This window comes from Rhodohalobacter sp. SW132, assembly GCF_003390325.1.
In the GTDB taxonomy this organism is placed as follows: domain Bacteria; phylum Bacteroidota; class Rhodothermia; order Balneolales; family Balneolaceae; genus SW132.
Map to the genome: position 1 here is coordinate 144,397 of NZ_QUOK01000006.1, position 22,702 is coordinate 167,098.

Genomic DNA, 22,702 nt, shown 5'->3' on the forward strand with positions numbered 1-22,702 from the left:
TCGTGGCAACACCTTTAATTATTAAAATATCCCAGCATCGGCAATAATTGAACCTTCAATGCAACTATTTCGTCTAACTAACACCACTCTCTTTATTAGTTATTGGGTGTTTATGATCGTCACCTACCCTACTTTACCTGATCAGATCCCCATGCACTTTGGGGCAAACGGAGAGGCTACCCGTTTTTCCGAAACGTCCATATTCAGCTGGTTTCTGGTACCGATAATTATTTCCATTATTTTGCTTCCCATCCTATATCTCATCAGAAATACTCAAACCTTACCGATCGATTCACCCTGGTTCAATTTCCCTTTTAAAGAGCACATTTTAGAACTCGAAAAGGATCAACAAGAAAAATTTCAATCCCTTGTAAGCAGATATACAGGCCTGCTACTACATACCGCGTTTTTCTGGATGATTATTTTGTTTTTAGCTGTCGCGATGTATAACTACATATACGCAACCACTGAATATTCTATTCCTTTATTTCCTTTTTTGATGGTACACTTGCTATTGATGGGCGTGCACGTAGGGTGGATAGTTGTTCGATTTAAGAAAAGAGTTGGATTGAAGCTAACCGGGATTGATGGGAATTCTTTGGAGGGGTAGTGGCTGCATAATTGAAGGATTATATTTCTATACAAACCACTCAGGGACTGTTTGCATTATTTATTTTCTTCTGTAGTTGCGCCGGATTTTGTCGGTTATCCCAAACCAGAAGGATTTTAATGTAGTTAGAATAGTTTCTATAAAACAGTGAGACAGATTTATGAATATACAGTTGACGAAACTCACTATTGTTGAAAGGTGGAGCCAGTTCTGGATTGCTTATTATTTGTTCAATTCGAAAATCTAATTGATTCAGAAATTCATCGATCACATGTTCATCCCAAATTTCTCCGATGAAATTCGTGGTCTCCCGTAAAGATTCTCTTGCTGTTGGCGTCCAAATTACTTTCTTCAATGCCTTTTGAGAATATCCCGGGAGTTGGTGTGCTCGATGCAATCGTCATGTTTTTCGGAATCTGAAATGCTAAGTAATTCAGCAATCTCCTTGGGAAGATCATCCAATGAGGATTTACGAAGTCCTTCAATCTGATCAATTACGCTTTCATCTTCAAGGTTCGTAATCCAATTGATAATGGATATTTTTTTCTGATCAATTGTCATGAACTTAAACTAATGAAATTCCAATTTGAACACAATTTATGCCAATGACCTTAGCCGCATCAAATACGGGATTTTACTGTAAACCATTAGGTGAGACATTCTATACCAACGTTTATCTTGTCTGCCAACTTCGTATCTTAGGTATAAATCAATGATCATCGAACGAACCTTTCACTGCGATGGCTCAAAATCATTCCCACGGCCCTTCCGAGATTACGCTTACTATAGTCTGTGCCGTCTCCCTTTCGCTGGGCGCCATTTCCGATTACACGCAGCTTCTGCCGGATTCGTTCTCGATCTATTTTTATATCATCTCCTATATCAGCGGCGGATATTACGGGACGAAGGATACACTAAAGCAGCTTGCCCGCTTTAAAATTGATATCCATTTTTTGATGATCAGCGCCGCCATCGGAGCCGCGGTTCTGGGTCAGTGGATTGAAGGTGCCATTCTGCTGTTTCTCTTTTCGCTCAGTGGTGCCCTCGAACATTATGCGCTGGACAAAAGCCGGACAGCCATTCACTCGCTTCTGCAGCTTCGCCCCTCGCAGGCACTCCGTATCAATCCGGATGAGAGCGAGGAGACCGTACCTATTGAAGAGCTGAAAATCGGGGACAAAGTTATCGTTAAACCGGGCGAGCACATTCCGATTGACGGAAAAATCATCAAAGGAGAAACCACGGTCGATCAATCCGCCATCACAGGTGAGAGCGTCCCTGTTTCAAAATCTGCGAATGACACCGTTTTTGCAGCCACGCTGAACGAAAACGGTGTGATTGAGCTGAAAGTGACCAAACGGCCGGAGGATACGACGGTTTCCAAGATCATAGAACTGGTGGAAAAAGCGCAGAAAAACCGGGCCAAAACCCAGCGCTTCCTCGACTCATTTGAACCCAGGTATGCCGTGAGCATTGTGCTGTTTGTGATCGGTTTGATATTCATCCCCTGGCTGATTTTCGGGCACGAATTCGATCCCACATTCTACCGGGCCATGACCGTGCTCGTGGTGGCCTCGCCCTGCGCGCTGATCATCAGCACTCCAGCATCTATTATCTCTGCAATTGCGAACGGTGCAAAAAAAGGCGTGCTTTTCAAAGGCGGTGCCTATGTGGAGCAGACCGTGGAAATCGACACCATCGCTTTCGATAAAACCGGAACGTTAACCGAAGGCAAGCCTGCAGTTACCGACCTCTGGGCCTGGAATGATATAGATTCAAATCTATCGAACCGCCCATCCGACACCCAAACCATGCTGGCAATTGCGGCCGGCTGTGAAATTCACTCCGAACATCACCTCGCGTCTGCCATCGTTGATAAAGCAGCCGAAATGGAAATTGTGCCACAAAAAACAGAGCAGATGCAGGCCGTTCCGGGGAAAGGCGTAACGGCTCAGCTCGAAGGCTCCTTCGTTTCAGTAGGAAACCTGAAGATGTATGAGGATGTAATTCCGAAATGGGATTCTCAGTTTCGAAGCAAAGCAGAAACTCTTCGAAATGAAGGCAAAACGGTGGTTTTTGTGGTGCGTGATGATAGCCCGATCGGACTCATCGCCCTGGCTGATCAACTTCGTCCGGCTGCCGCTCAAACCATCAAAGAGCTGCGGGAGCTCGGCATCAAAAAAATGGTGATGCTCACCGGCGACAATCGCGGCGTTGCTGAGTCGATCGGGGCACAGCTCGGCCTGGATGAAATTCATGCTGATCTGCTGCCTGAACAGAAGGTAGATGTCATCGAAAAACTAAAAGCTGTCGGAACGGTTGCTATGATCGGGGACGGTGTGAACGACGCTCCCGCGCTTGCGATAAGTCATCTCGGCATTGCCATGGGCGCCGCGGGAACCGACGTTGCTCTCGAAACAGCCGATATAGTACTGATGGGAGACGATCTCACCAAACTCCCCTACCTGATTTCTCTCTCCCGAAAATCAAAAAAAGTAGTCTGGCAGAATATCCTGTTCAGTATGGCAATCATCCTGATGCTGCTCCTTGGCGTATTCCTGATCGACCTGCCGCTTACGCTCGGCGTGATTGGCCACGAGGGCAGCACGCTGCTTGTGGTTCTGAATGGCCTGCGGCTGTTGTGGAACTGATTTCCCGATCAAAAACGGTGATCGTTCAATATATCTGCTCCCTCATTCGTCAAATTCTATGTCAACCAAAGACTCTCTTCTTCAAGATTTTTTGAATTCTGATATAAATATGAACTGAAATCAATCAATATATATCCTATAACACCATATCCGGTATTTCTTCTTTTTTTTGAAAGTGCTTAGGGGTAGGCCACCCATTCAACTGTAGAATAGGTACATACACTACCCCAAAACAAAAAACAAAAACTATGAAGAAGCAAATATACACAATCTTAAATCTGGTTCTGATATCCACAATCCTATTTGTGGGTTGCGATATCATGCAATCAAGTACAGACGCCCCTTCTGAAGTTCAGATTCGAATGCAGGTTAATGCAACCACATCCTCATCTGCGGCCAAACAGATGATGGGTTTGAACCAGGAAGAGGGAATTGTCATTGAAGAGGTTAAACTTTTCATTGAAGAGATGGAGCTCGAGAGCATTCAAAACGATTCTCTCGACTTCGAAATTGAAAACTTTATCGTAAACCTTCCGCTTGATGGTTCTCCGCTGATCATCACGGAAAGGGAAATACCGGCCGGACTTTATGATGAGTTTGAACTTGAAATCGAAAAACCAGATGACGACGATATTGTAGTTAACGACCCCGATTTTCGTGATGAAACCGGTAGTTATTCCCTGGTGGTAAAGGGTTTATATAACGGCGAGGAATTCACTTTCCGCTCATCCGAAGATTTTGAAATCGATATCGATCTGAATCCACCGCTTGAAATCTCTGAGTCCGGAAATTCTGTACTCGTTGTTTCAATTGACGTAAACAGTTGGTTTAAAGGCGATAATGGTGAAGATCTTGACCCTAAAGATTTTCAAAATACGGAACGAATCAACGAAAACATCGAGCACTCATTTGAAGGATTTGAAGAGATGTTTGACGATGATGACGATGACGATGATGATGATGATGATGATTAATCCTTCAGATGTATAATACCCTAAACCAAAAAAAGCCTGTCCCAAAATGTGACGGGCTTTTCTATTAGGGGTAATCCGGGAGTATGATTGTACTATAATTGAAATGGTTTTCTATATGAATTCAATACTATGTTTCACTATAAAAAATGGATTTCGCGGCTAAATCAACCGGTTCACGCCGGCAGCCTGGCAGCATTCCGAATTTTGTTCGGCCTTGTAATGCTTTGGGAGGTTTACAGATATTTCGACAGGGGCTGGATTGAACGCTATTGGGTAGATCCCGTTTTCAATTTTAAGTATGAGTGGTTTGAATGGGTCCATCCCCTATCTGCCGATGGGATGACGTTGCTGTTTTACCTGCTTGGTATTCTTTCAGTTACCATAACCATCGGTCTCTTTTACAGAGTCAGCGCAACGCTGTTTTTCCTGATTTTCACCTACACATTTCTCCTGGAACAGGCCCGCTATCTCAACCACTTTTATCTCGTTATCCTCATCAGTTTTCTGATGGCAATATTACCAGCTCATCGCGGATATTCAGTTGACGCCTGGCTTTTCCCGAAACTTCGAAAAGCAGTTGTTCCGTTCTGGACGGTTTGTCTGATGCAGTTTCAGATTGGAATCGTCTACTTTTTTGGAGGAATTGCCAAACTGAATGCTGACTGGATCACCGGATCGCCCATGGACGCCTGGCTTCCACGAAGATCCGATTTCCCCGGAGTGGGTGAGTATTTTGCAGTACCGGAGGTTGTATTCTTTATAAGTTATTCCGGTCTGCTGCTTGATCTTTTAGCACTGCCGCTTCTGCTCTACCGCAAAACACGACCCTATATGGCTGCCGCTCTCGTGATGTTTCATCTCACCAATGATCGGCTATTTACCATCGGCATTTTTCCGTGGTTCATGATTGCGGCCTTAACCATCTTTCTACCGCCCTCCTGGCCCCGTAACCTCAGAAACTATCTTACGCGGAAGTCTCTCAATCAAAAACTATTTCTCACGGCTATCGGCCTTGCGGGAGCTTTTGTAGGCATATGGTTTCATGAGGGATATAGCACTCTTCCATTCCTTACTGCTTTTATGATTACAATCGTGCTGGTTTGGGATTTTCATAAAAATCCGGCAGTGACAAAAGATTTGTTCAAAGAGCCTGTCGCTGGAAAAGTGGGTTCACTCGTTGTGGCCGGACTCTCTATTTGGATCTTGATTCAGCTTCTGGTGCCGATGCGCCATGTGGTTATACCCGGCAATCCGAGCTGGACCGAAGAAGGGCATCGGTTTGCCTGGCACATGAAACTGCGAAGTAAATCGTGCAATGAACAATTTTATGTTAAACATCGCGATACAGGCGAGAAAGTTGCCATACAAGGTATGCCGTTTCTTGAAAACTGGCAGCGGCGAAAGGTTTCAGCACGTCCCCAGTTGGTGATTCAATACGCTTCATTTCTCAGTGAAGTCAATCAAGGTCAGCCGGTGTATGCGGATATTGAGTGTTCACTGAATGGCGCATCCCACAGGCAGCTGGTTGATCCTGATGTGGATTTAACCGGGGTTGAATTCAGGGATTGGAAGAAGAATGACTGGATTTTAAGGTAGTAAATTGAATTTGAAGCCTCAGTTTGAGCTCAGAAGTTGAATATTAAACATATCCCTTAGAGATATTGTGGATTTCACCACGAGGACACGAGGACTCGAAGGTTCACGAAGATCAACCTTTTGATTCTGTTATACTTAGTGAAGTCTCGTGACTTTGTACCTTCGGGGTAAAAGTATACGGCTGATATTTTTTATCATGTATTTCCTCTCAATCTTTCGAAGGCGGACACTTCTGAAATAGTTCCTACATCGAAATCAGCATAAAATAGAACACTCAAAAAGTATACTTCACGCTAAAGGATGGCTGAAATCCGAGGTCCAGAACATCCACCGGGAGGGGACGAAGGCGGGGAATGGAACGGGTCTCATCAAAACTGAACGCGTAATTCCGGTACCAGACGTTATCACGGTTTAGGAGATTGAAGACTGAGAAACTGACCTCAAGACTCGATGTATTCTGAAACTGATGATGATACTCAATCGTTGAATCGAGGCGGTAGTAGGCATCGAGACGCTCTTCTGTATCATTTCCGAATGAAGCCAGGGAATTTGGAGCTCCACTCATCATCACCCAAGACAAGTACATTTTTAGTTGATCGCTGAACGCGGTTTCGAGCACTGCGCTGTATGTGTGAGTTCTGTCCCACTCGGCAAAAAACTCTTCTCCATCCAACAGTTCAGGATTGCTGAAGACCATTCGCGACAAGGTATAACTTTGCGTTAGTGAAAAACGACTAAACCGATTGCGCAGAATCATCTCAACTCCCTTCGCATCACCATTATTTTGAGTAAACCAGGGTGCTCCCAGAAAAGTATTTTCAAGGGTTTGGGTATTCAGTTCGTGAATTCTGAGGTCTTCGTACGTTTTCAGGTAAGCTTCTACTTTCAGATATACGGACGGATCAGGAATAAACTCAATTCCTGCAGAAAACTGCTCCGATGAAGCGGGAGGCTGCTCATCCGTGGAGAGAATCCAGACGTCAGCTGTAGTCGCATTTTCGAGAGAAATCCGGTGTAAAAATTGATGGTTTACAGAGTATCCGCCAAAAAAGGCCACTGATGAAACCGGTGAAAATCGAGCCTGCAAGCGCGGTGCAAATAAAAACCGATCACCCGAACTATAATAATAGCTGCGAATTCCTGCATTCAGTTGCAGCTGGTTAATTGGATTCCACTCGGTTTGAAGATAGAGATCCGCAAGATGTGCGTTGGTTTCGGTAAAGAAGGCAGGCCGGTCGAATGAAGATTCACTGTACTCTCCCCGGTAATATCGCCAGGTACCACCGAGAATTACGGATGCACTCCTGCCTTTAAATTCAACATCCTGATTTATCTTCAGTTCATTCATCGAACTGCGATTTCTGAACGGATAGGTAAAGATAGAAACTGATTCGTTGCCCGATTCGAACGATATCCTGCTGTAAACAAAATCACCCTTTTCGAACTCTGTTTCATAGGAGCTGAACCCCGCAGTGGTTGAGCTGTAAATTGAATTGAACAGCTCCCGTTCGTATTTGATACTGAATAGTGCATTTCCCCACAAATTTGAGGTCTCTACCTGCTGAAATGTAAACTCCCCTTCGCTGCCTGCCGATCTTGTTCTTCGGCCGGCTTGTTGTGATGTTCGGTCTCCGCCAAAATATCCGCTCAGAATGAATCGTCCGGCATTTGACGTTTCGTGGTACAATTTTGCATGCAGATCCAAAAACTCTGCACTTGCATCACCAGGCTGCAGCACCAGGTCGGTAAAATCGGGCTCATCGGACGCAACCCGCCTCGGACGATCAATATCAAGGCCCCACTGAACCAGGTTGGAGTTGTTGAACCAGGTCAACTGATCCATATAGGAAGTTCTGGCAGATAGCAGCCAGCTGCTGCGTTCTCCGATAGGCCCTTCAAGTGTACCATTTATAGCAGTATTGCTGATACCAATACTGCTTCGGAACTCATTAAGTGAACCGGTTCGGGTAATCAGGTTGAGCGTGCCGCCGGTCGGGGTGTCGATATTGGCCGGAGTAATTCCAAAGTAGTAACCGGATGACTGTATCGCATCCGAATTAAAACTATCGAGTAGTCCAAACAGGTGACTTTGGTTAAAGATGCTCATCCCGTCGAGAATCACCAGAAATCCGTCTGGAGTGCTTCCCCTTACATTTAGTCCGTTGTTCAGAGCGGTACCTTTCGATACAGATGGATGCGCCTGCAGTGCCCGTATGGTATTTGACTCCCCGAGAGGACTAAACCTTCCGGCGTCGATCATTCCGGTGAGCAGAGTATCGGATGGATTGGAGCCGGTGAATCCCGCCACGATGATTTCATTGCTTCGTATGGTCTCCGGTTCAAGACGCACGGTGATATCAGCAATCCGGTTCGATGAAGTAAGATCTATCTGAACATCCCGTTCTCTATATCCGATATAACTGACTGTCAGGTTCATGTTTGAACCCATCGTTCTGCTTCGAAGAGAAAATTGGCCGGATGCATTTGAGGCAACCCCTTTCAGATTCTCGACTTCATTCCATCTAACCGTTGCAAAAGGCAGACGTTCGCCCGAGGAAGCATCTACAACCTGACCTGATACGTATACCGTTTTCGTTTGCGTCTGTGGCTGTTGAGGTTGAGGTTCTGGCTGCGAACGAATGAGTAAAACCTGGCCGCGTTCAAAATCCGCCTTTAAGTCAATATTATACTCCAGAAGAATCTGCTCCAGTTCGTCCAATATTTCCTCTTCACCCGTTTGCAGGGTAATTCTGATATCAGCAATTTGTGCTTCCCTGTAGAGGAAATAAAAGTCCGTTTCGGATTCAATTTGACGAATGACTTCCCTGAGCTGAGTGTCATTGAAAGAGAAATTAGCCAGTAATTGACCGGGAATCAGTAAAACAAGAAAAGCACCCGGTAGGAATGCTTTTCTTAAAATTCGATATGAGGATAAAAAAAATTTCTGCACTTACGGTAGCGGTCTGAATTGATAGGTTTGATCATCAACTTGAATAAACTCACCACCAAGAACCGTGCCGAGATCCTGCAGAGATTGCTCCGGGGTTTCAAGAGCAACAGATCCGCCGAGAGCAATTTGTTCTGATTCATCATCAACACGAATGGTAATATTGTAGTGAAACTCCAGTTCAGACACAATTTCTGCCACCGGCCTGTCGCGGAATATAAGCCTGCTTTCAGTCCATCCTGTGATCTCTTCAGGCTCAAACGTGAACGGTTCGTCAAGAGTATAATCGGAACGGATGGCGGCCCCTTCTCCGGCATTCAGGCTTATGGACCTTGTCATGTCAGCCGTTTCAAAAATCACCGAGCCTTCCAGCAGGTGAATGGTTGACCGTTCATCACGGTCGGATAGATTGAACCTTGTGCCTGTAACCACTACCCGGCCGGGGCCTGCTTCAACAGAAAATGTTCTGTCTTGATTAGATTCTACCTCAAAAAGTGCTTCTCCGTTCAGTGAGTAGCTCTGCAGATGATCCGTTGAAGTAACTTCATAAAGCCTTGAATTTGGACGAAGGGTCACGCTGCTCCCGTCGGCCAGTTCAACAACAGAAATCGCTGAGCCCGATTCAGCTAAGAGTTGAGGCGCCGGATCTACCGCATGACGGAGCAAAAACAGAGATCCGAAGGCGATCAAAACAACAGCAGCGGCAGCCCAATACCATCTCTTCGCTGAAGAAATTGGCCGGATGACAGCCCGATCTGTTTCACTATCCCCGTTGATATTTCTCTCAATCTGTTGCCAGGAGCTATCCGCTGAACCCAAAGGAATGTCCGCCTCAGACTCATTCGCTGCATCTCTTGCCTGAACCAGCATTCTGAACATCGGATCTTGGATATCCTGAATTTCTTGCTCACCGGTCAGTACCTTTCCGTACTGCCTGGCAAGTTTCAGATCAGGGTCATTGTCCGGTATGTTTTTTAAATCAGCCATTCATCTAATTAATCAAAAAATTCCACCTCAATCGCAATCCAGAAGCCGGTTAAAGGGTCATAATAAAACTCACCTTCTGCTCCCACTTCCTCCCCGTCATCCAGGGCTTCTGCCACTTCTTCGAGTGTAAAGAAATCTCCATCGTCGTCAATCAAGGTGTTTTCTGTAATTTGAACAACCTTTCCATCTTCGAGAGTGAAAGTATTTTCTTCAATGTTTACTGAGATGATATGCTCGTCAAATTCATCGAAGTCGAATTCAAATTCCACTTCCTTCACGATGCGGTTACCGGTTTCAATATCAATATAAAAATCACCTTCCGCTTCAACCGGCATACCTGCCTCAACAGCTTCAGCAACTTCCTGAAGTGAACTCAGATCATCTTCAAACTCTATCTCACTCTGGTCCGTCAAAGTAAATTGGTCACCATTTACCAGTGTAAATGTGTTTTCGGTAAGATTCACTGAGGCTACGAGACCTTCAAATTCATTCGATTCCAGTTCAAACTCAACTTCAGTAGCAATCCAGAGATTCACATTTTCATCCGGATGAACATAATCACCCTCCGCTGTCACCCGTACGCCGTTTTCAACCGCGAGAGCGACTTCTTCAAGAGTACGAAAATCTTCAACATCGATCTCCGTTTGTTCATTGATTTGAATTCTTTGTCCGTTGGCAATGGTAAAAATTTGATCTTCAATATCTACTTTAGTGACTCTGCCCTCAAACTCATCCTCATCAAAAACCTCGCCGTTTGCAAGCCTGAGTCTGAAGGTGTCGAACTGCTCCCGGAATTTCAGCAGCGCTGTTCCATCGCCGTTCAATTCTACAGTTCCGTTCACAATCTTGGTTTCCTGCCCATCACTTCCGTTATTCGTTTGACGGATCGTATTTTCATAACTAAAAGCCCCATTCACACCGCTTCGAAAATTGCGGTTTCTGAGTACAACAGGTTTGTTGATTTGGATATTGAGATAATTGAGGTCGAGAATATATTCCCGTTCAAGCTGAGTTCCATCCATTCGAATTTGTGTAAAAAGTCCCTCTCCGGAGTGATATCCGTCAATGGATAAAATATCTGCAGACTCGGAAATTCCGTCGATAAACAGCCTGTCGGTCCGGGTGTAGATAGATCGCTTGGATGAAGTTTCTATTTCACCATTGCGTACTGCCCTGAAATCAACGGCTTCAATTTCTTCATTCTGATTATTCGGGAATTCAAGAGTCTCACCGTCAGAATCAAGAAATCTGTAGTTCAATGAATAATCGGTTTGTGTGCTGATACCCTCAGATATTGATTGCTTTGTAAACGTTGCGGAATGATCTCCTGTCTCAGGGTCAAAACTGTACGTATAGTTTTCAATATTCCTGAAACTTCCGGTTACAATGGCGGAGGGACCGTCGGTAAGTCCGGATGGAGTGGTAATGGCAAAAGCTTCCGAAAAACTTGAAAGAAGGCCACTCTGGTTTTCTGAAATAGATTCTCCGACAATCTGCCCCGTAATGAGCGATTCTTCTGTTGATAGTGAGCTATCAGTTTGATCATATCCATCTACCGAACAAGCCTGCAACAGGATTTGTGCGCCAACGATGATCAGAGTTACTATTAATCTGTATTTCATGGATATTCAGCTATAAGAGAGTCCGTTTTCTGTAGTACAGCTAAGGGCATGTCCTACCCCCAATCAATTAGCCGGGTTATTTTAAAAAACGGTCCGATAATTCTTTACCGTATACATCAACCAAGGCTGTCCGCATGTCCTTAAATGCAAGAGCCATGTGATTTTCAACAGTTTTAACACTCACATCCATAGTTTCTGCGGTCTCCTTGTAGGTAAACTGTTTCATAAAACAGAACTCAAACACCATGCCTCTTTTTTCAGGCATGGAAGCAATAATTCTTTTTATATGAGCTACCAGTTCTGCATAATCGGTATCCGTCTCTGGATTCTTCACACTTATATCTTCTTCCGGAGGATCATCGTCTTTAAATTTAGAATGATAATCAACATGATTGAGCATGCGGGAGTATGCAATCTGAAAAAGATAAGCACGGAGCGATTTGGTCTCGTCAATTCCGGAACGTTTATCCCATATCATCACAAACGCTTTCTGCACCAGGTCTTCAGCCTCATCATGGCTCATTCCCCGGCTTCGCATAAACCGATAAAGAGCCGGGTAGTGTTTATCAAAAAATGCCCTGAACGCTTTTTGATCACCGTTTTTGATGCTGATTGATAGCTGTACATCATCCAGTGAGGAGCTTTTTGACAGGGCAAAGAAAAGCAGTAAAAATTCCAAATCCGAGTGCTTTCATTAATTTCGTATAATCAGGATTAACTTACCGCGATATAACCTAAATGAAAAGCATCACTATTTCTGAGATACCCCTGAATATATCGTACGTGCAGGAATAATTTCCATACCCGTAAGGCGATCCGGTTCATGTTCGCGGGCATTCACGACATCGCGAATAATTATTTTCTTTACCTGCTCAGGATACCGCTCTCTCATGGCCGAATAAATTTCAGGGTCCTTCTCGCCGGAATCGCCAACGAGTATAAACCGGCGCTCTGGAAACCTCTCTAAAAGTGTGGTTATTTGTCCTGTTTTTTGATTTTTGGTCACATTTTTGCCAAACAATAACTTACCGAAATCGGCCCATGTCCCGGGGTTAAAAAAACTTTTTCTTACCGTTTTCATATGAAATGAACCTTTTGGATACAAACTCTCTCTTTCCACATCAAACAGAAAGGATGTGATCGGGTCATATAGCTGCCAGGGAGCGCCGGATACATAATGGAATGCAGCGTTATTTTCTTTCCAGATATCGTACAGACTATACATTCCGGGTGCAGCCTCAAAATCTTTAAAAAATGTATTTCGAATCACCACATCAGAACCGGCAGGAAGTTCCGTTACTTTAATCGTGTCATCAATATCCGAGATTACCGAAACACCTTCAGGTTCCAGTAATTGAATTTTTCCGTTCCCATCGTGAAGGTTCGAAACCGCCTGAATATCCAGCCAGTTATCCGTTGTTTGTTGATAGTGTAAAAGCGAATCGGCCCGACTGACCGGAATCCGGATATACCCCTCTTTTAATCCATCAAAATCCGTTCTCAGCACCTTTCCGTTTTTGTTTTTAATTCGATAGGCTCTGTTTTCCGGGTCTTTTGCAAACACAAATTCCACAACTTCCCTCCATTCTCCATCCGCAACAAAATCGTCAGCTCTTGTTTTGAAAAGCTCTTTTTCATAGTCGTTCAATCCGTATCTTCTGGCTGCAAAAGAAGCTGCAACTCCCTTGGTTCTGTTTCTTTGGCGGTGAACAAATACACGCATGGGAATCACCCACTCATCTCCCTGCTGAAAACCGTATGTAGTATAAAAAAGAACTTCTTTTTGATTTTGCTGCGATACCAGTGACTGTACAGTCGTGCAGCCTGAGGTTATCATAAACATCAAGCATATAAAAATCAGTAGTTTACTTTTCATCACACACGTATAATGTTGTCAATCGTGAAATCTGAATTCTCAATTTCCTTAAACTGTATTACCGGGATGTAATGGCTTCATTAATTGTAGCTGCCAGTTAAGGGAATACACTTTTTAAGTCTGCCTAATGACACTGGTTTGGAAATGAAATCGTGAAAACCTATTTCTTCAGCCCTGTTTTTTGTCTGGTGATCAGAGTTCCCCGTAACGTAAACGATAATCGGGTTATACACTTTTTTTATCTCTCTGGCCACGCAAATACCGTCAAAACTATCCGTTAACATAATATCCAGAAATACAATCGCTGGCTTTTTCTCAATGATTTGAGTTACAGCTTTATTCCCGTTCTCTTGCATTCCAACAAGTTGGAGCCCAAGCTTGTTGAGTAACATTTTAAGCACCAAACATTGGATTGCGTTATCCTCTACAATAAATGCAGTCATAAAAAAGCTTTTTTTAAGTTAGCAGAACAACCAATTTAGATTCACCGCCTTCAGTTATTTCTGACGTTCAGCCGCTGTATCGTTCGTGTACTAAATGGCATTTTAATAATGACAAAACACCAAAATTCATATCAAATTTTCAGGTTCATTCGTACGTAGTACAGATAATTACCTGTCTTACCCCTAATCAATCTCATAAAAAACTTAAAGTCTCTCTCATCTGGATTTGAACTCTAACTTTTCACTGAATGCAACTAAGCACTTCGCATTGATATGAACTCATTTATATTTGTGAGGCTTTGTACATACAGATCAACCTTATGCATTTAACCGATGGGAATTGCCACGAGGGCAGCACCCTTCTTGTGGTTCTGAATGGCTTGCGGCTGTTGTGGAACTAATCGGATAAATTTACATTCAAATAATCTCAGGCTGGTAATCCGGCTTTCTAAAATCACAATTGGTTTCAATCTGATCAAAGAATTTCATTTCTTATTTACACTCAAGATCAGTTCAGCTCGTTGTGAGCAGGTGTCTGCCGAATAACTCTATCTGAAAAATAATTTTCTATGCGATTATCTGTTACGTGTAAATCAATTTTCAGTATCCTGATTCTCTTTATCTGCTTCTCTGCTTCCGGCGTTCAGGGGCAGAACCAGGATGAGACTCTCCACTATCAGAGTCTGCAGCATGCGCTGTTTTCCGCCGGTCAGCTTTCCGGGCTTAGTGGTCCGCAGAATGTAACATGGATTGATGGCGGTGAGCGCTACTCCTACATGATTCAGGATCCCGAAACCCGCACCACAGAAATTCGGGCATACAACCCGACTGACCAGTCTGATGAACTGATCCTGAACACCTCCGGCCTGACCTTCCCCGATAGTGATCGTCAGTTCGAATTCCGCTCATTCCAGTGGTCTGCTGATTTCAGGTATCTCGTATTTCAATCAAATTTCAGCCCCATCTACCGGTATTCCGGCACGGCCGATTATTACTACTACTCAATCGAAGATGAATCCCTTGATTTGATCGCCGGTGCAGCCTTCACGGCAGAACTATCACCGGACGGCAGAAAAGTTGCCTATCACCGCGATGGCGAAATGTTTGTTTTTGACCTGGAATCGGGTGAAGAAACCCAGCTTACGTTCGATTCAGAGGAGAATCTTTATAACGGACGTTTTGGATGGGTGTATGAAGAGGAGTTCGGACTGGTGCAGGCGTGGAAATGGTCGAACGACAGCCGCTACATCGCCTACTGGCAGAGTGATGAAGATCATGTGGAACGGTTTGTTTCCACCGACTACGAAGGTAGCTATCCCGAATATACAGATATCCCCTACCCTAAAGTCGGCTCAGAAAACCCGGTTGTGAACATCGGAGTGATAGATACCGAAACCGGCGAAAACCGTTGGATGGACCTTGACATCGGAGATGGCTTGATCCCAAGAATCTACTGGACCAGCAACGACGGTGAACTGGCCGTTGTGTGGATGAATCGTCAGCAAAATCAGCTTCAGCTCCACTTTCATGATGCTACAAACGGCAGCGGTGAGATGGTGATGGAGGAAAAGTCGGATGCCGGCTGGATTGATGTCTATGATTTTTTTGCCGGAATTGATGACTACTTTTTCTTCCCGGAAAATCGCGACGAGTTTTTATGGATATCCGATCGAAATGGATATAAACATCTCTATCGCTACAGTTACAGCGGTGACCTGATGAACCAGGTTACAGATGGTGATTGGGAAGTAACCAACGTTTTTGCCGTGAACTCCGATAAGGAGCGCATCTATTATGAATCTACTGAAGAAAGTCCGCTGGAAAGGCATCTCTATTCAATCCGGTTTGATGGCAGCGGCAAAAACAAATACACGGAAACTGCGGGCCGCCACTCAATCAGCATGGGACCTGACGGCAAATATTTTATTGATACATGGTCAAATGTGGAGACACCAACACAGGTTGAGCTCCGCACAACGGAAAATGGCGGTGATCAGCTCGAAATGCTGGTAGCCAATGAACGGGTGAAGCAGTACATCGAAGAGTATAACTATTCACCGCGCGAACTTTTCAGTTTCACTACGGAAGACGGTCAGGAACTGGATGGTTATATGATCCGCCCGCCCGATTTTGACCCCGAACACGCTCACCCGCTCATTATGATGATTTATGGCGGTCCGAGTTCACAAGGTGTATACAATCAGTTCGAAACGAACGCCTGGGTGCAGTACCTCGCCCAGGAAGGATTTGTCATCGCCAATGTGAATAATCGCGGAAGCGGCGGATATGGCCGTGATTTCGAAAAGGTAGTGTATGAAAACCTCGGAGAATGGGAGACTTATGATGTGGTTCAAACTGCAAAGTATCTCGGTTCCTACGACTGGGTGGATCAGGAGCGAATGGCTATCCGCGGCCACAGTTATGGCGGGTATGTTGCCGCGCTCTCTATGGTGCTTCATCCCGGCGTGTTCCAGGTGGGCCTGGTTGGTGCGCCGGTCACCGATTGGCGGCTCTACGACACCATCTACACCGAACGGTACATGGGCCTTCTTGAGGAAAATGAAGAGAATTATACCAACAGTTCCGTAATGGAACACGCACGGAATTTTACCGGAAATATGCTTGTGGCACACTCCTCAATGGACGAAAACGTGCACATTCAAAACACCATGCAAATGCTTACCGCGTTCACGAATGCCGGAAAAGATATTGATGTTAGAATTTATCCTCCCGGAGCTCATGGCGTGGCGTATAATCAACAAAGCTACCTGCTGCTTCACCAGGTGTATACACGATATTTGAACAGGCATTTGAAGTAGTTCAGGGTTCAGGGTGCAGGGCGCAAGGTACAGGATTCAGGGTGCAGGGCAACCTGGCAGAGTGCTGAGCGAAGCGAAGTTCCTGCCAGAATTGTCGGTACAGGGTGCAAGGTGCAGGGTACAAGGTTCAGGGATCAGGGATCAGGGTTCAAGATGTAGATTAAAAGTAATTTGGACATTTAGTGTAAGGTATCTTGAGATTTTTACTCTTACTTATATAATGAGTAAATAAAAGTTCTCTTGATATGAGCTACAAAAAGTTAAAAATCTGGCAATTAGCTAAAGAGCTATCCGTAGAGATTCATACGATGACAATGCAGCTGCCAAAATTTGAATTGTACGAAACGGGCAGTCAAATCAGAAGATCATCAAAATCCATTCGTTCAAATATTGTTGAGGGCTATGGACGAAGGAGATATAAAGCAGATTTTATTCGATTTCTGGTTTATGCTCATTCATCCGTTGATGAAACTCGAGACCACCTAGAAACACTTATTGAAACAGGCTCATTTAACGATCAAACAGAATTCAAAAGAATTTCGGAAAAACTGGATCAAACTGGCAGAATGATCTACAAATATATACAAAGCGTAGAACAGCGATAAGTATAAATCTTCGATCCTGCGCCCTGCACCTTGAACCCTGAACCTTGAACCATGAAACCACATCTACCACACATGAACGCAGCAATTGAAATTGCTGAAAAATATCAAACTCCTTTTGGAGCGGCATTGGCGATGGGTGACCAGCTTTTTGTTACGGCGGCCAATCAGACCAAAGAGCTGAACGATCCCACCGCGCATGCTGAGATCATGGCCATTCGTAATCTTGGGGAGCACATCAAAAAAACGGACCTCTCCGGTTTTACACTCTATACAACCTGCGAGCCGTGCCCGATGTGCATGAGCGCGGCTATTTGGGCAAAAATTGAAACCATCTTTTTTGGATGTGACATCCCGACGATCTCGCGGTTTATGGATCAGATCGACCTGAGCTGCCGGGATATAAATCAGCACAGTTTCCGGCGTGTTGAAATTGGAGAGCCAGTCATGCCGGAGGCTTGTCTGGAACTGCTTAGAAAGTTCTCTTAGATGACGTATTAATTCTACGTAAAAAAACAGCGTACATATAAACTTCGAGTCATTTCCCTACTGTTCAAAGATTTGACTGGTGATGAAAACCATATTATTTATCCGTGATGTGCGTAAGTTTGTTTTCTTTAAAATGTGGCTCACAGCGACTATTTGATTTAGATATAAATAGTTATAGTTTAGCCCTGACTTCAAATGCAGATGAAATGTTGTGAAAATACTTATTGCTGGTGCCGGTGAAGTGGGATTTGAGCTTAGTAAAATCCTTTCTGAAGAACAACACGATGTAACCGTTCTTGACCAGCGCCAGAGATGTTTACAGCGGGTTATTGAAAACCTGGACGTACTTACCGTTCAGGGTAATGCCACCTCACCCCATGCCCTCGTCGACGCCGGTGCCAAACAAGCCGACATGATGGTTGCTGTTACAAGTGTTGATGAAGTTAATATTATCGCTTCTATGATGGCAAAACGACTGGGAGTAAAAAGAGTTATTGCACGTGTGCGCAACGACGAACTTTCCCGAAAAGATGCTCCTATTCCCCCTTCTGAGCTCGGAATTGATGTTCTCATCCACCCGGAAGAGAGTGCGGCCAACGAAATCTTTCAGCTGGTTAAACGTGCGTCTGCCAGCGACGTCGTCCCATTAGCTGAGAACCGCCTGCAGATGATCGGTTTGCGGGTTGAAAGTCAATCTGAAATCGCTAATAAGACATTAGTTGAAGTTGCCAGTATCCTCGAAAACATCGATTTCAGGGTTGTTGCTATTTCCAGGCGGGGATCTACAATCATTCCCAGGGGAAATAACCGGTTGGTACCATTGGATCATGTTTTTTTGATCACACGAACTGAACACGTGAAAAAACTGGTCATGTTAACCGGGCATGATGATATTAAACTTCGAAAGGTAATGATTGCCGGCGGAAGTGAGGTTGGCAGATTACTTGCAAAAAAATTATCTGCCGATCAAAAACGGTGGCAGGTTAAACTAATTGAACCCGATAAAGAACTTGCCAGTAGCATCGCCGGGGCACAAAGAGAGATTCTCGTACTGAATGGTGATCCTACCGACCCAAACTTGCTGGTAATCGAAGGGGTACAAGAGATGGATGCCTTTATTTCCGTTACGGAAGATGAGGAGTCCAACATCATTTCCTGTTTGATGGCCAAACACCTGGAGGTGCAAAAAACAGTAGCGCTGGTCTCAAAATCACAATACGTTCCACTCAGCCAAACTATTGGGATTGATGCAATTGTAAATGTAAAAGCCTCTGCATCCGATGAAATTCACCGACAAATCCGGCAAGGTATGATGCTTACCGTAAAAGCACTTACCGGGATTAAGGCAGAGGTAATTGAAGTTATTGCCGGGGAAAACTGCCAGATCTTAAATACACCCATCCACTCGATGAAAATTCCCGATGGAATCGTTATTGGCGGAATTGTTAGTGGGGATAACGTGGAAGTCGCAACCGGAAGTTCAGTCATCCGGAAAGATGACCGGGTTATAATTTTTGCGCTGCCGAAAGCCATTAAAGAAGTAGAAAAAATATTCTGATGATTGATCAGCTTAAACAGAGTAAAAACAGGCCGAGAATAGATTTTAAGCTGGTTAGCGGAATTCTTGGCGGGTTGATTTTCTTCCTTGGTTTTGCACTCCTTCTGCCTTTTCTGATTGCATTGATTTACAATGAGCCTTCCTGGGAAGCCTTCCTGATTACCGCAACCGGATCGATGGCAGCCGGTTCAGCGCTATATTTCATCTATCGTCCGGTAGAAGAACTAAGAATGAGAGAGGCATTTTTAATTGTTACTCTCACCTGGTTCATCGGGTCTTTAATCGGTGCTCTTCCGTTCACATTATCCGGCACCCTGGAATCGTATACGGATGCCGTATTTGAAACCATGAGCGGACTGAGCACTACGGGAGCTACTATTCTCGGCGGGGAAACACCGGCCGGAATTATAAATCCCGCGATTGAAGACCTTGACAATAGTCTGCTGTTTTGGCGATCGCTCGCCCACTGGCTTGGCGGCATGGGGATTATTGTGCTTACACTTGCTTTGTTGCCACTGCTCGGTATTGGTGGTATGGAGCTTTTTCGGGCGGAATACTCCGGGTCCACCTCCGATAAACTCACGCCACGCATCAGGGAAACAGCGCTCCTTCTCTGGACCGTGTATTTGGGAATGACCGCTATACAGTTTCTGCTGCTATGGCTGCATCCCGCCATGGATTGGTTTGATGCTATCAATCACGCCTTTTCTACCCTCGCCACCGGTGGGTTTTCAAATCTAAACGACTCGGTTGGCGGTTTCGACTCCGTTTATATTGATGTAGTGATTACCATATTTATGTTTCTCGCGGGTATCAACTTTGCCATGCATTTCAGACTATTTACCGGGGATCTGAAAAGTTTTTTGGGCAACAGAGAAATACGTTTCTATACGCTGCTAACGGCTTTGTTTATTGTGGGTGTATCAGGTGGCCTTTGGCTGATAGACCACTACTCGTTTGGTGATGCCCTGCGGTATGGATCATTCCAGGTGCTCGCCATCCTGACGACCACCGGTTTTGGAACAGACGACTACGCACTCTGGATGCCTTTCACCTCATTTCTGCTGTTTCTATTATTTTTTACTGGTGGGTGTGCAGGGTCAACCGGTGGCGGAATCAAAATGATACGCCTTTTGATTATCGCAAAAAACGTGGGCCGCGAATTCAAACAAATTATCCATCCGCATGCTGTGCTGCCGGTACGGGTCGGAAACAGGGTGATCGATTCAGGAATTCTGAAAACCATTCTCGGTTTTTTTGTCGTTTATTTCCTCATTTTTTTAGCCGGGGCATTAATTATGAGTTTCATGGGCTACGACTTTATGTCTGCAATGGGTGCCAGCATCGCCTGTCTTGGCAATATCGGACCCGCCTGGGGGGATTTTGGGCCTACCGATGAGTATGCGCATGTACCGATCCTGGGTAAGTGGGTTTTACTCATTCTGATGATGATTGGCCGGCTGGAGCTCTTTACCGTGCTCGTGATTTTTACTCCTTGGTTCTGGAAGAATTAGGTTCGCCTTCGAAAAATACTCCAAGGGTTCGAAACCCTTGGAGGGTTGCAAGTAACAAGAGCTCATAAAAAACATCCTGTACCGCACAACCTAATAATGCCAATATGTTTAATCAGGTTGTATGATATCATGAGGAATTTTTCTCGAATTTATGGGTAAACTCACTCTCCCCATCAGGTGAACCAATTAAAATAATCTCCTGATCCATTTTCAAAACCCGGTCAGGTTTTGGACTAACAACCATTCCTTCATCTTTACATTTTATAGCCATCACAGTACACCCGGTTTTTTTCCTGATTTCCGATTTGATTAAACTTTTGCCGGCAAGATTTTGATTAACCTTATGATTAAAAACATTCAAGCCCTCTGCTAAAATTAATACGTCCTGGCCCTCCAGAATATTAAAGATGGAGTTTGCCCCCATTGTAGCATAGGACATCACAAAATCTGCTCCTGCCCGGTGAAGAGTATTTATATTTTTTTCAAACGTTGCCCTGCTTACAATTTCCATTTTTGATGAAAGCTGCCGGCAATAAATGGTCAGATATATATTAATATCATCATCATGTGTAGTTATTAATGTGGTATGGGCCTCATGCAGGCCTGCTTTTTCCAGAACTTTACTATCTGCAGCATCACCTAAAATATATTTATCTTTATTCCGAATACGTTCCGGATTCTTATCAATAATACGATAGTCAATTCCACGTTCTTGCAGCGATCTCGCTGCTGCCCGGCCTACCCGACCTGCTCCAATAATCACTACAGGCCGGTCTGATACGTGATAGATGCTAACCAGTTCATCATATGCCCTTAGCTGTTCAACAGAACCTGCAAGTACCAAAACTGTCTTTTCTGTAATAACAGACTCAGGCAGCGCCTGTTTAAACTCCCCACGCTCCCATATACCTACAACCGATACACCCGTTGCCTCACGAAGACCACTTTCTCTTAATGTTTTTCCTATTAATGGGGTTTCCTGCGCAGTTGCTTCACCTATTACTAATTGATCAATATGTCCAATTACATGTACACGGGCATTGCCACCGAGTGTACGTCGTGCCAGAGCACGCCCAAGAATCTCACCCATCTGCAATACATGATCAGCCCCGGCAAGCTGTAAAATATCTACTGAATCTGCAGACGCAGCTGTAGCCACAATTTTTATTTCCTTGTTGAAATCTCTAACTGTAAAAGCAACATTCGTATTTGCAGTATCTGCCCCTGAAGCTACTACAAGGCTCGCCTCTTCAATGCAGAGATTTTTATATGTATCAAAATCCGTGGGATCATTATTTACTACATTGTAGTCAAGATCTGCAAGATCGAGTGCTTTTTGAAGGTCCGGTTCCAAAATAGCATACTCTATCTTGTAAGATACGAGTTTTTTGATCAGAGCATCCGTTATGGGGTTAAGTTCCGTAATAATCACATGATTGCTGGTTCCTTCAGGCAGCTTTTTGGGAGCCTTGGCTTGATTGATTGCTTTCATCCAGGGTGCATAGAAAAATTCAATAAATGTGAATGGCAACATCACTAAAAGAAAAAGAACGCCTGAAAAAAGAACCAACATCGAAAATGAGCGACCCAAGTCTGATGAGAAAACTATATCCCCAAAACCAAGAGTGCTCATGGTAACTAATACCCAGTAAAACCCGGTCATCCATGAGTGCTCCTGACCCTCGTATAAAGCTACGTAGTGGAAAAGAACAGAATAACTTACGTACATTAAAAAAAGTACACCAAGAAATTTTAGCAGCTTTTTAACATTGGTACGAGTTCGCCTGTTTGCAAAAAAATAAGAGAGCTGTGATCCTAAAAACTTCAAGTCTACAATCTTTGATTAAATTTCGATCTAAATTATCCACCCATTTACACAATTCCTAACAACCCGGGCAGATATATATAGTATCCCGAATATTCTGATTCCGTAGAAAGAAAATATTTACATTAGATTCAGTGGAATTTCATCAGGTGAAATGATTATTTTTAAGACTTTCTAATATTTAGGATT

18 protein-coding genes are annotated in these 22,702 nt (G+C 44.3%); 9 read left to right on the top strand and 9 right to left on the bottom strand.

Annotated features, from left to right (window positions below; genetic code table 11):
- The first annotated feature begins 58 nt into the window (after window positions 1-58).
- Window positions 59-610: a DUF1648 domain-containing protein gene (locus tag DYD21_RS12775; RefSeq protein WP_116037382.1), complete on the top strand. Its 552-nt coding sequence runs from the start codon at window positions 59-61 to the stop codon at window positions 608-610.
- 40 nt (window positions 611-650) lie between these two features.
- Here the strand turns inward: DYD21_RS12775 and DYD21_RS21515 are convergent, their stop codons facing one another.
- Together DYD21_RS21515 and DYD21_RS21095 are read right to left on the bottom strand one after the other, a co-directional pair.
- Window positions 651-1,007 (bottom strand): type II toxin-antitoxin system RelE/ParE family toxin, encoded by a 357-nt coding sequence (locus tag DYD21_RS21515; RefSeq protein ID WP_116037383.1) that lies wholly within the window; start codon window positions 1,005-1,007, stop codon window positions 651-653.
- A complete protein-coding gene (locus DYD21_RS21095; RefSeq protein WP_116037384.1) occupies window positions 962-1,171 on the bottom strand; it encodes a hypothetical protein in 210 nt (69 codons plus the stop codon). Before DYD21_RS21095 ends, DYD21_RS21515 begins: the two co-directional genes overlap by 46 nt.
- Before the next feature lie 179 nt (window positions 1,172-1,350).
- Between DYD21_RS21095 and DYD21_RS12790 the strand changes: the two genes are divergently transcribed.
- The 3 genes from DYD21_RS12790 (at window position 1,351) to DYD21_RS12805 (ending at window position 5,831) form a co-directional block, all read left to right on the top strand.
- The gene (locus DYD21_RS12790) at window positions 1,351-3,261 is read left to right on the top strand and encodes a heavy metal translocating P-type ATPase (RefSeq protein WP_116037385.1); all 1,911 of its coding nucleotides are present in this window, start codon (window positions 1,351-1,353) and stop codon (window positions 3,259-3,261) included.
- A 248-nt stretch (window positions 3,262-3,509) separates the two neighbouring features.
- On the top strand, window positions 3,510-4,235 hold the full coding sequence (locus tag DYD21_RS12800) for a hypothetical protein (RefSeq protein WP_147303581.1): 726 nt from the start codon (window positions 3,510-3,512) through the stop codon (window positions 4,233-4,235).
- 129 nt (window positions 4,236-4,364) lie between these two features.
- A complete protein-coding gene (locus DYD21_RS12805) occupies window positions 4,365-5,831 on the top strand; it encodes an HTTM domain-containing protein (RefSeq protein ID WP_116037388.1) in 1,467 nt (488 codons plus the stop codon).
- A 274-nt stretch (window positions 5,832-6,105) separates the two neighbouring features.
- Here the strand turns inward: DYD21_RS12805 and DYD21_RS12810 are convergent, their stop codons facing one another.
- The 6 genes from DYD21_RS12810 to DYD21_RS12835 form a co-directional block, all read right to left on the bottom strand.
- A complete protein-coding gene (locus DYD21_RS12810; RefSeq protein WP_116037389.1) occupies window positions 6,106-8,781 on the bottom strand; it encodes a TonB-dependent receptor in 2,676 nt (891 codons plus the stop codon).
- Window positions 8,782-9,765: a FecR family protein gene (locus tag DYD21_RS12815; protein WP_116037390.1), complete on the bottom strand. Its 984-nt coding sequence runs from the start codon at window positions 9,763-9,765 to the stop codon at window positions 8,782-8,784.
- An 8-nt stretch (window positions 9,766-9,773) separates the two neighbouring features.
- Window positions 9,774-11,387 carry a DUF5666 domain-containing protein gene (locus DYD21_RS12820; RefSeq protein ID WP_116037391.1) on the bottom strand — a complete coding sequence of 538 codons (1,614 nt, stop codon included), beginning with the start codon at window positions 11,385-11,387 and terminating at the stop codon, window positions 9,774-9,776.
- A gap of 76 nt (window positions 11,388-11,463) precedes the next feature.
- Window positions 11,464-12,066, bottom strand: a complete 603-nt coding sequence (locus tag DYD21_RS12825; protein ID WP_116037392.1) for a sigma-70 family RNA polymerase sigma factor — start codon at window positions 12,064-12,066, stop codon at window positions 11,464-11,466.
- Window positions 12,067-12,138: 72 nt separating this feature from the next.
- A complete protein-coding gene (locus tag DYD21_RS12830) occupies window positions 12,139-13,263 on the bottom strand; it encodes an App1 family protein (RefSeq protein ID WP_116037393.1) in 1,125 nt (374 codons plus the stop codon).
- Window positions 13,264-13,343: 80 nt separating this feature from the next.
- A complete protein-coding gene (locus DYD21_RS12835; RefSeq protein ID WP_116037394.1) occupies window positions 13,344-13,706 on the bottom strand; it encodes a response regulator in 363 nt (120 codons plus the stop codon).
- A 569-nt stretch (window positions 13,707-14,275) separates the two neighbouring features.
- On the opposite strand from DYD21_RS12835, the gene DYD21_RS12840 reads away from it, so the two are divergent.
- From DYD21_RS12840 to DYD21_RS12860, 5 genes are all read left to right on the top strand, one after another.
- The gene (locus DYD21_RS12840) at window positions 14,276-16,525 is read left to right on the top strand and encodes a S9 family peptidase (RefSeq protein ID WP_116037395.1); all 2,250 of its coding nucleotides are present in this window, start codon (window positions 14,276-14,278) and stop codon (window positions 16,523-16,525) included.
- A 245-nt stretch (window positions 16,526-16,770) separates the two neighbouring features.
- The gene (locus DYD21_RS12845; RefSeq protein WP_116037396.1) at window positions 16,771-17,130 is read left to right on the top strand and encodes a four helix bundle protein; all 360 of its coding nucleotides are present in this window, start codon (window positions 16,771-16,773) and stop codon (window positions 17,128-17,130) included.
- Window positions 17,131-17,181: 51 nt separating this feature from the next.
- Window positions 17,182-17,616: a nucleoside deaminase gene (locus DYD21_RS12850; RefSeq protein WP_116037397.1), complete on the top strand. Its 435-nt coding sequence runs from the start codon at window positions 17,182-17,184 to the stop codon at window positions 17,614-17,616.
- Window positions 17,617-17,827: 211 nt separating this feature from the next.
- Window positions 17,828-19,174 carry a Trk system potassium transporter TrkA gene (gene trkA, locus DYD21_RS12855; RefSeq protein WP_116037398.1) on the top strand — a complete coding sequence of 449 codons (1,347 nt, stop codon included), beginning with the start codon at window positions 17,828-17,830 and terminating at the stop codon, window positions 19,172-19,174.
- Window positions 19,174-20,688: a TrkH family potassium uptake protein gene (locus DYD21_RS12860; protein WP_116037399.1), complete on the top strand. Its 1,515-nt coding sequence runs from the start codon at window positions 19,174-19,176 to the stop codon at window positions 20,686-20,688. Before trkA ends, DYD21_RS12860 begins: the two co-directional genes overlap by 1 nt.
- A gap of 127 nt (window positions 20,689-20,815) precedes the next feature.
- Here the strand turns inward: DYD21_RS12860 and DYD21_RS12865 are convergent, their stop codons facing one another.
- Window positions 20,816-22,516, bottom strand: coding sequence for a TrkA family potassium uptake protein (locus DYD21_RS12865; protein ID WP_116037400.1), 1,701 nt, complete (start codon window positions 22,514-22,516; stop codon window positions 20,816-20,818).
- Between the last annotated feature and the right edge of the window lie 186 nt (window positions 22,517-22,702).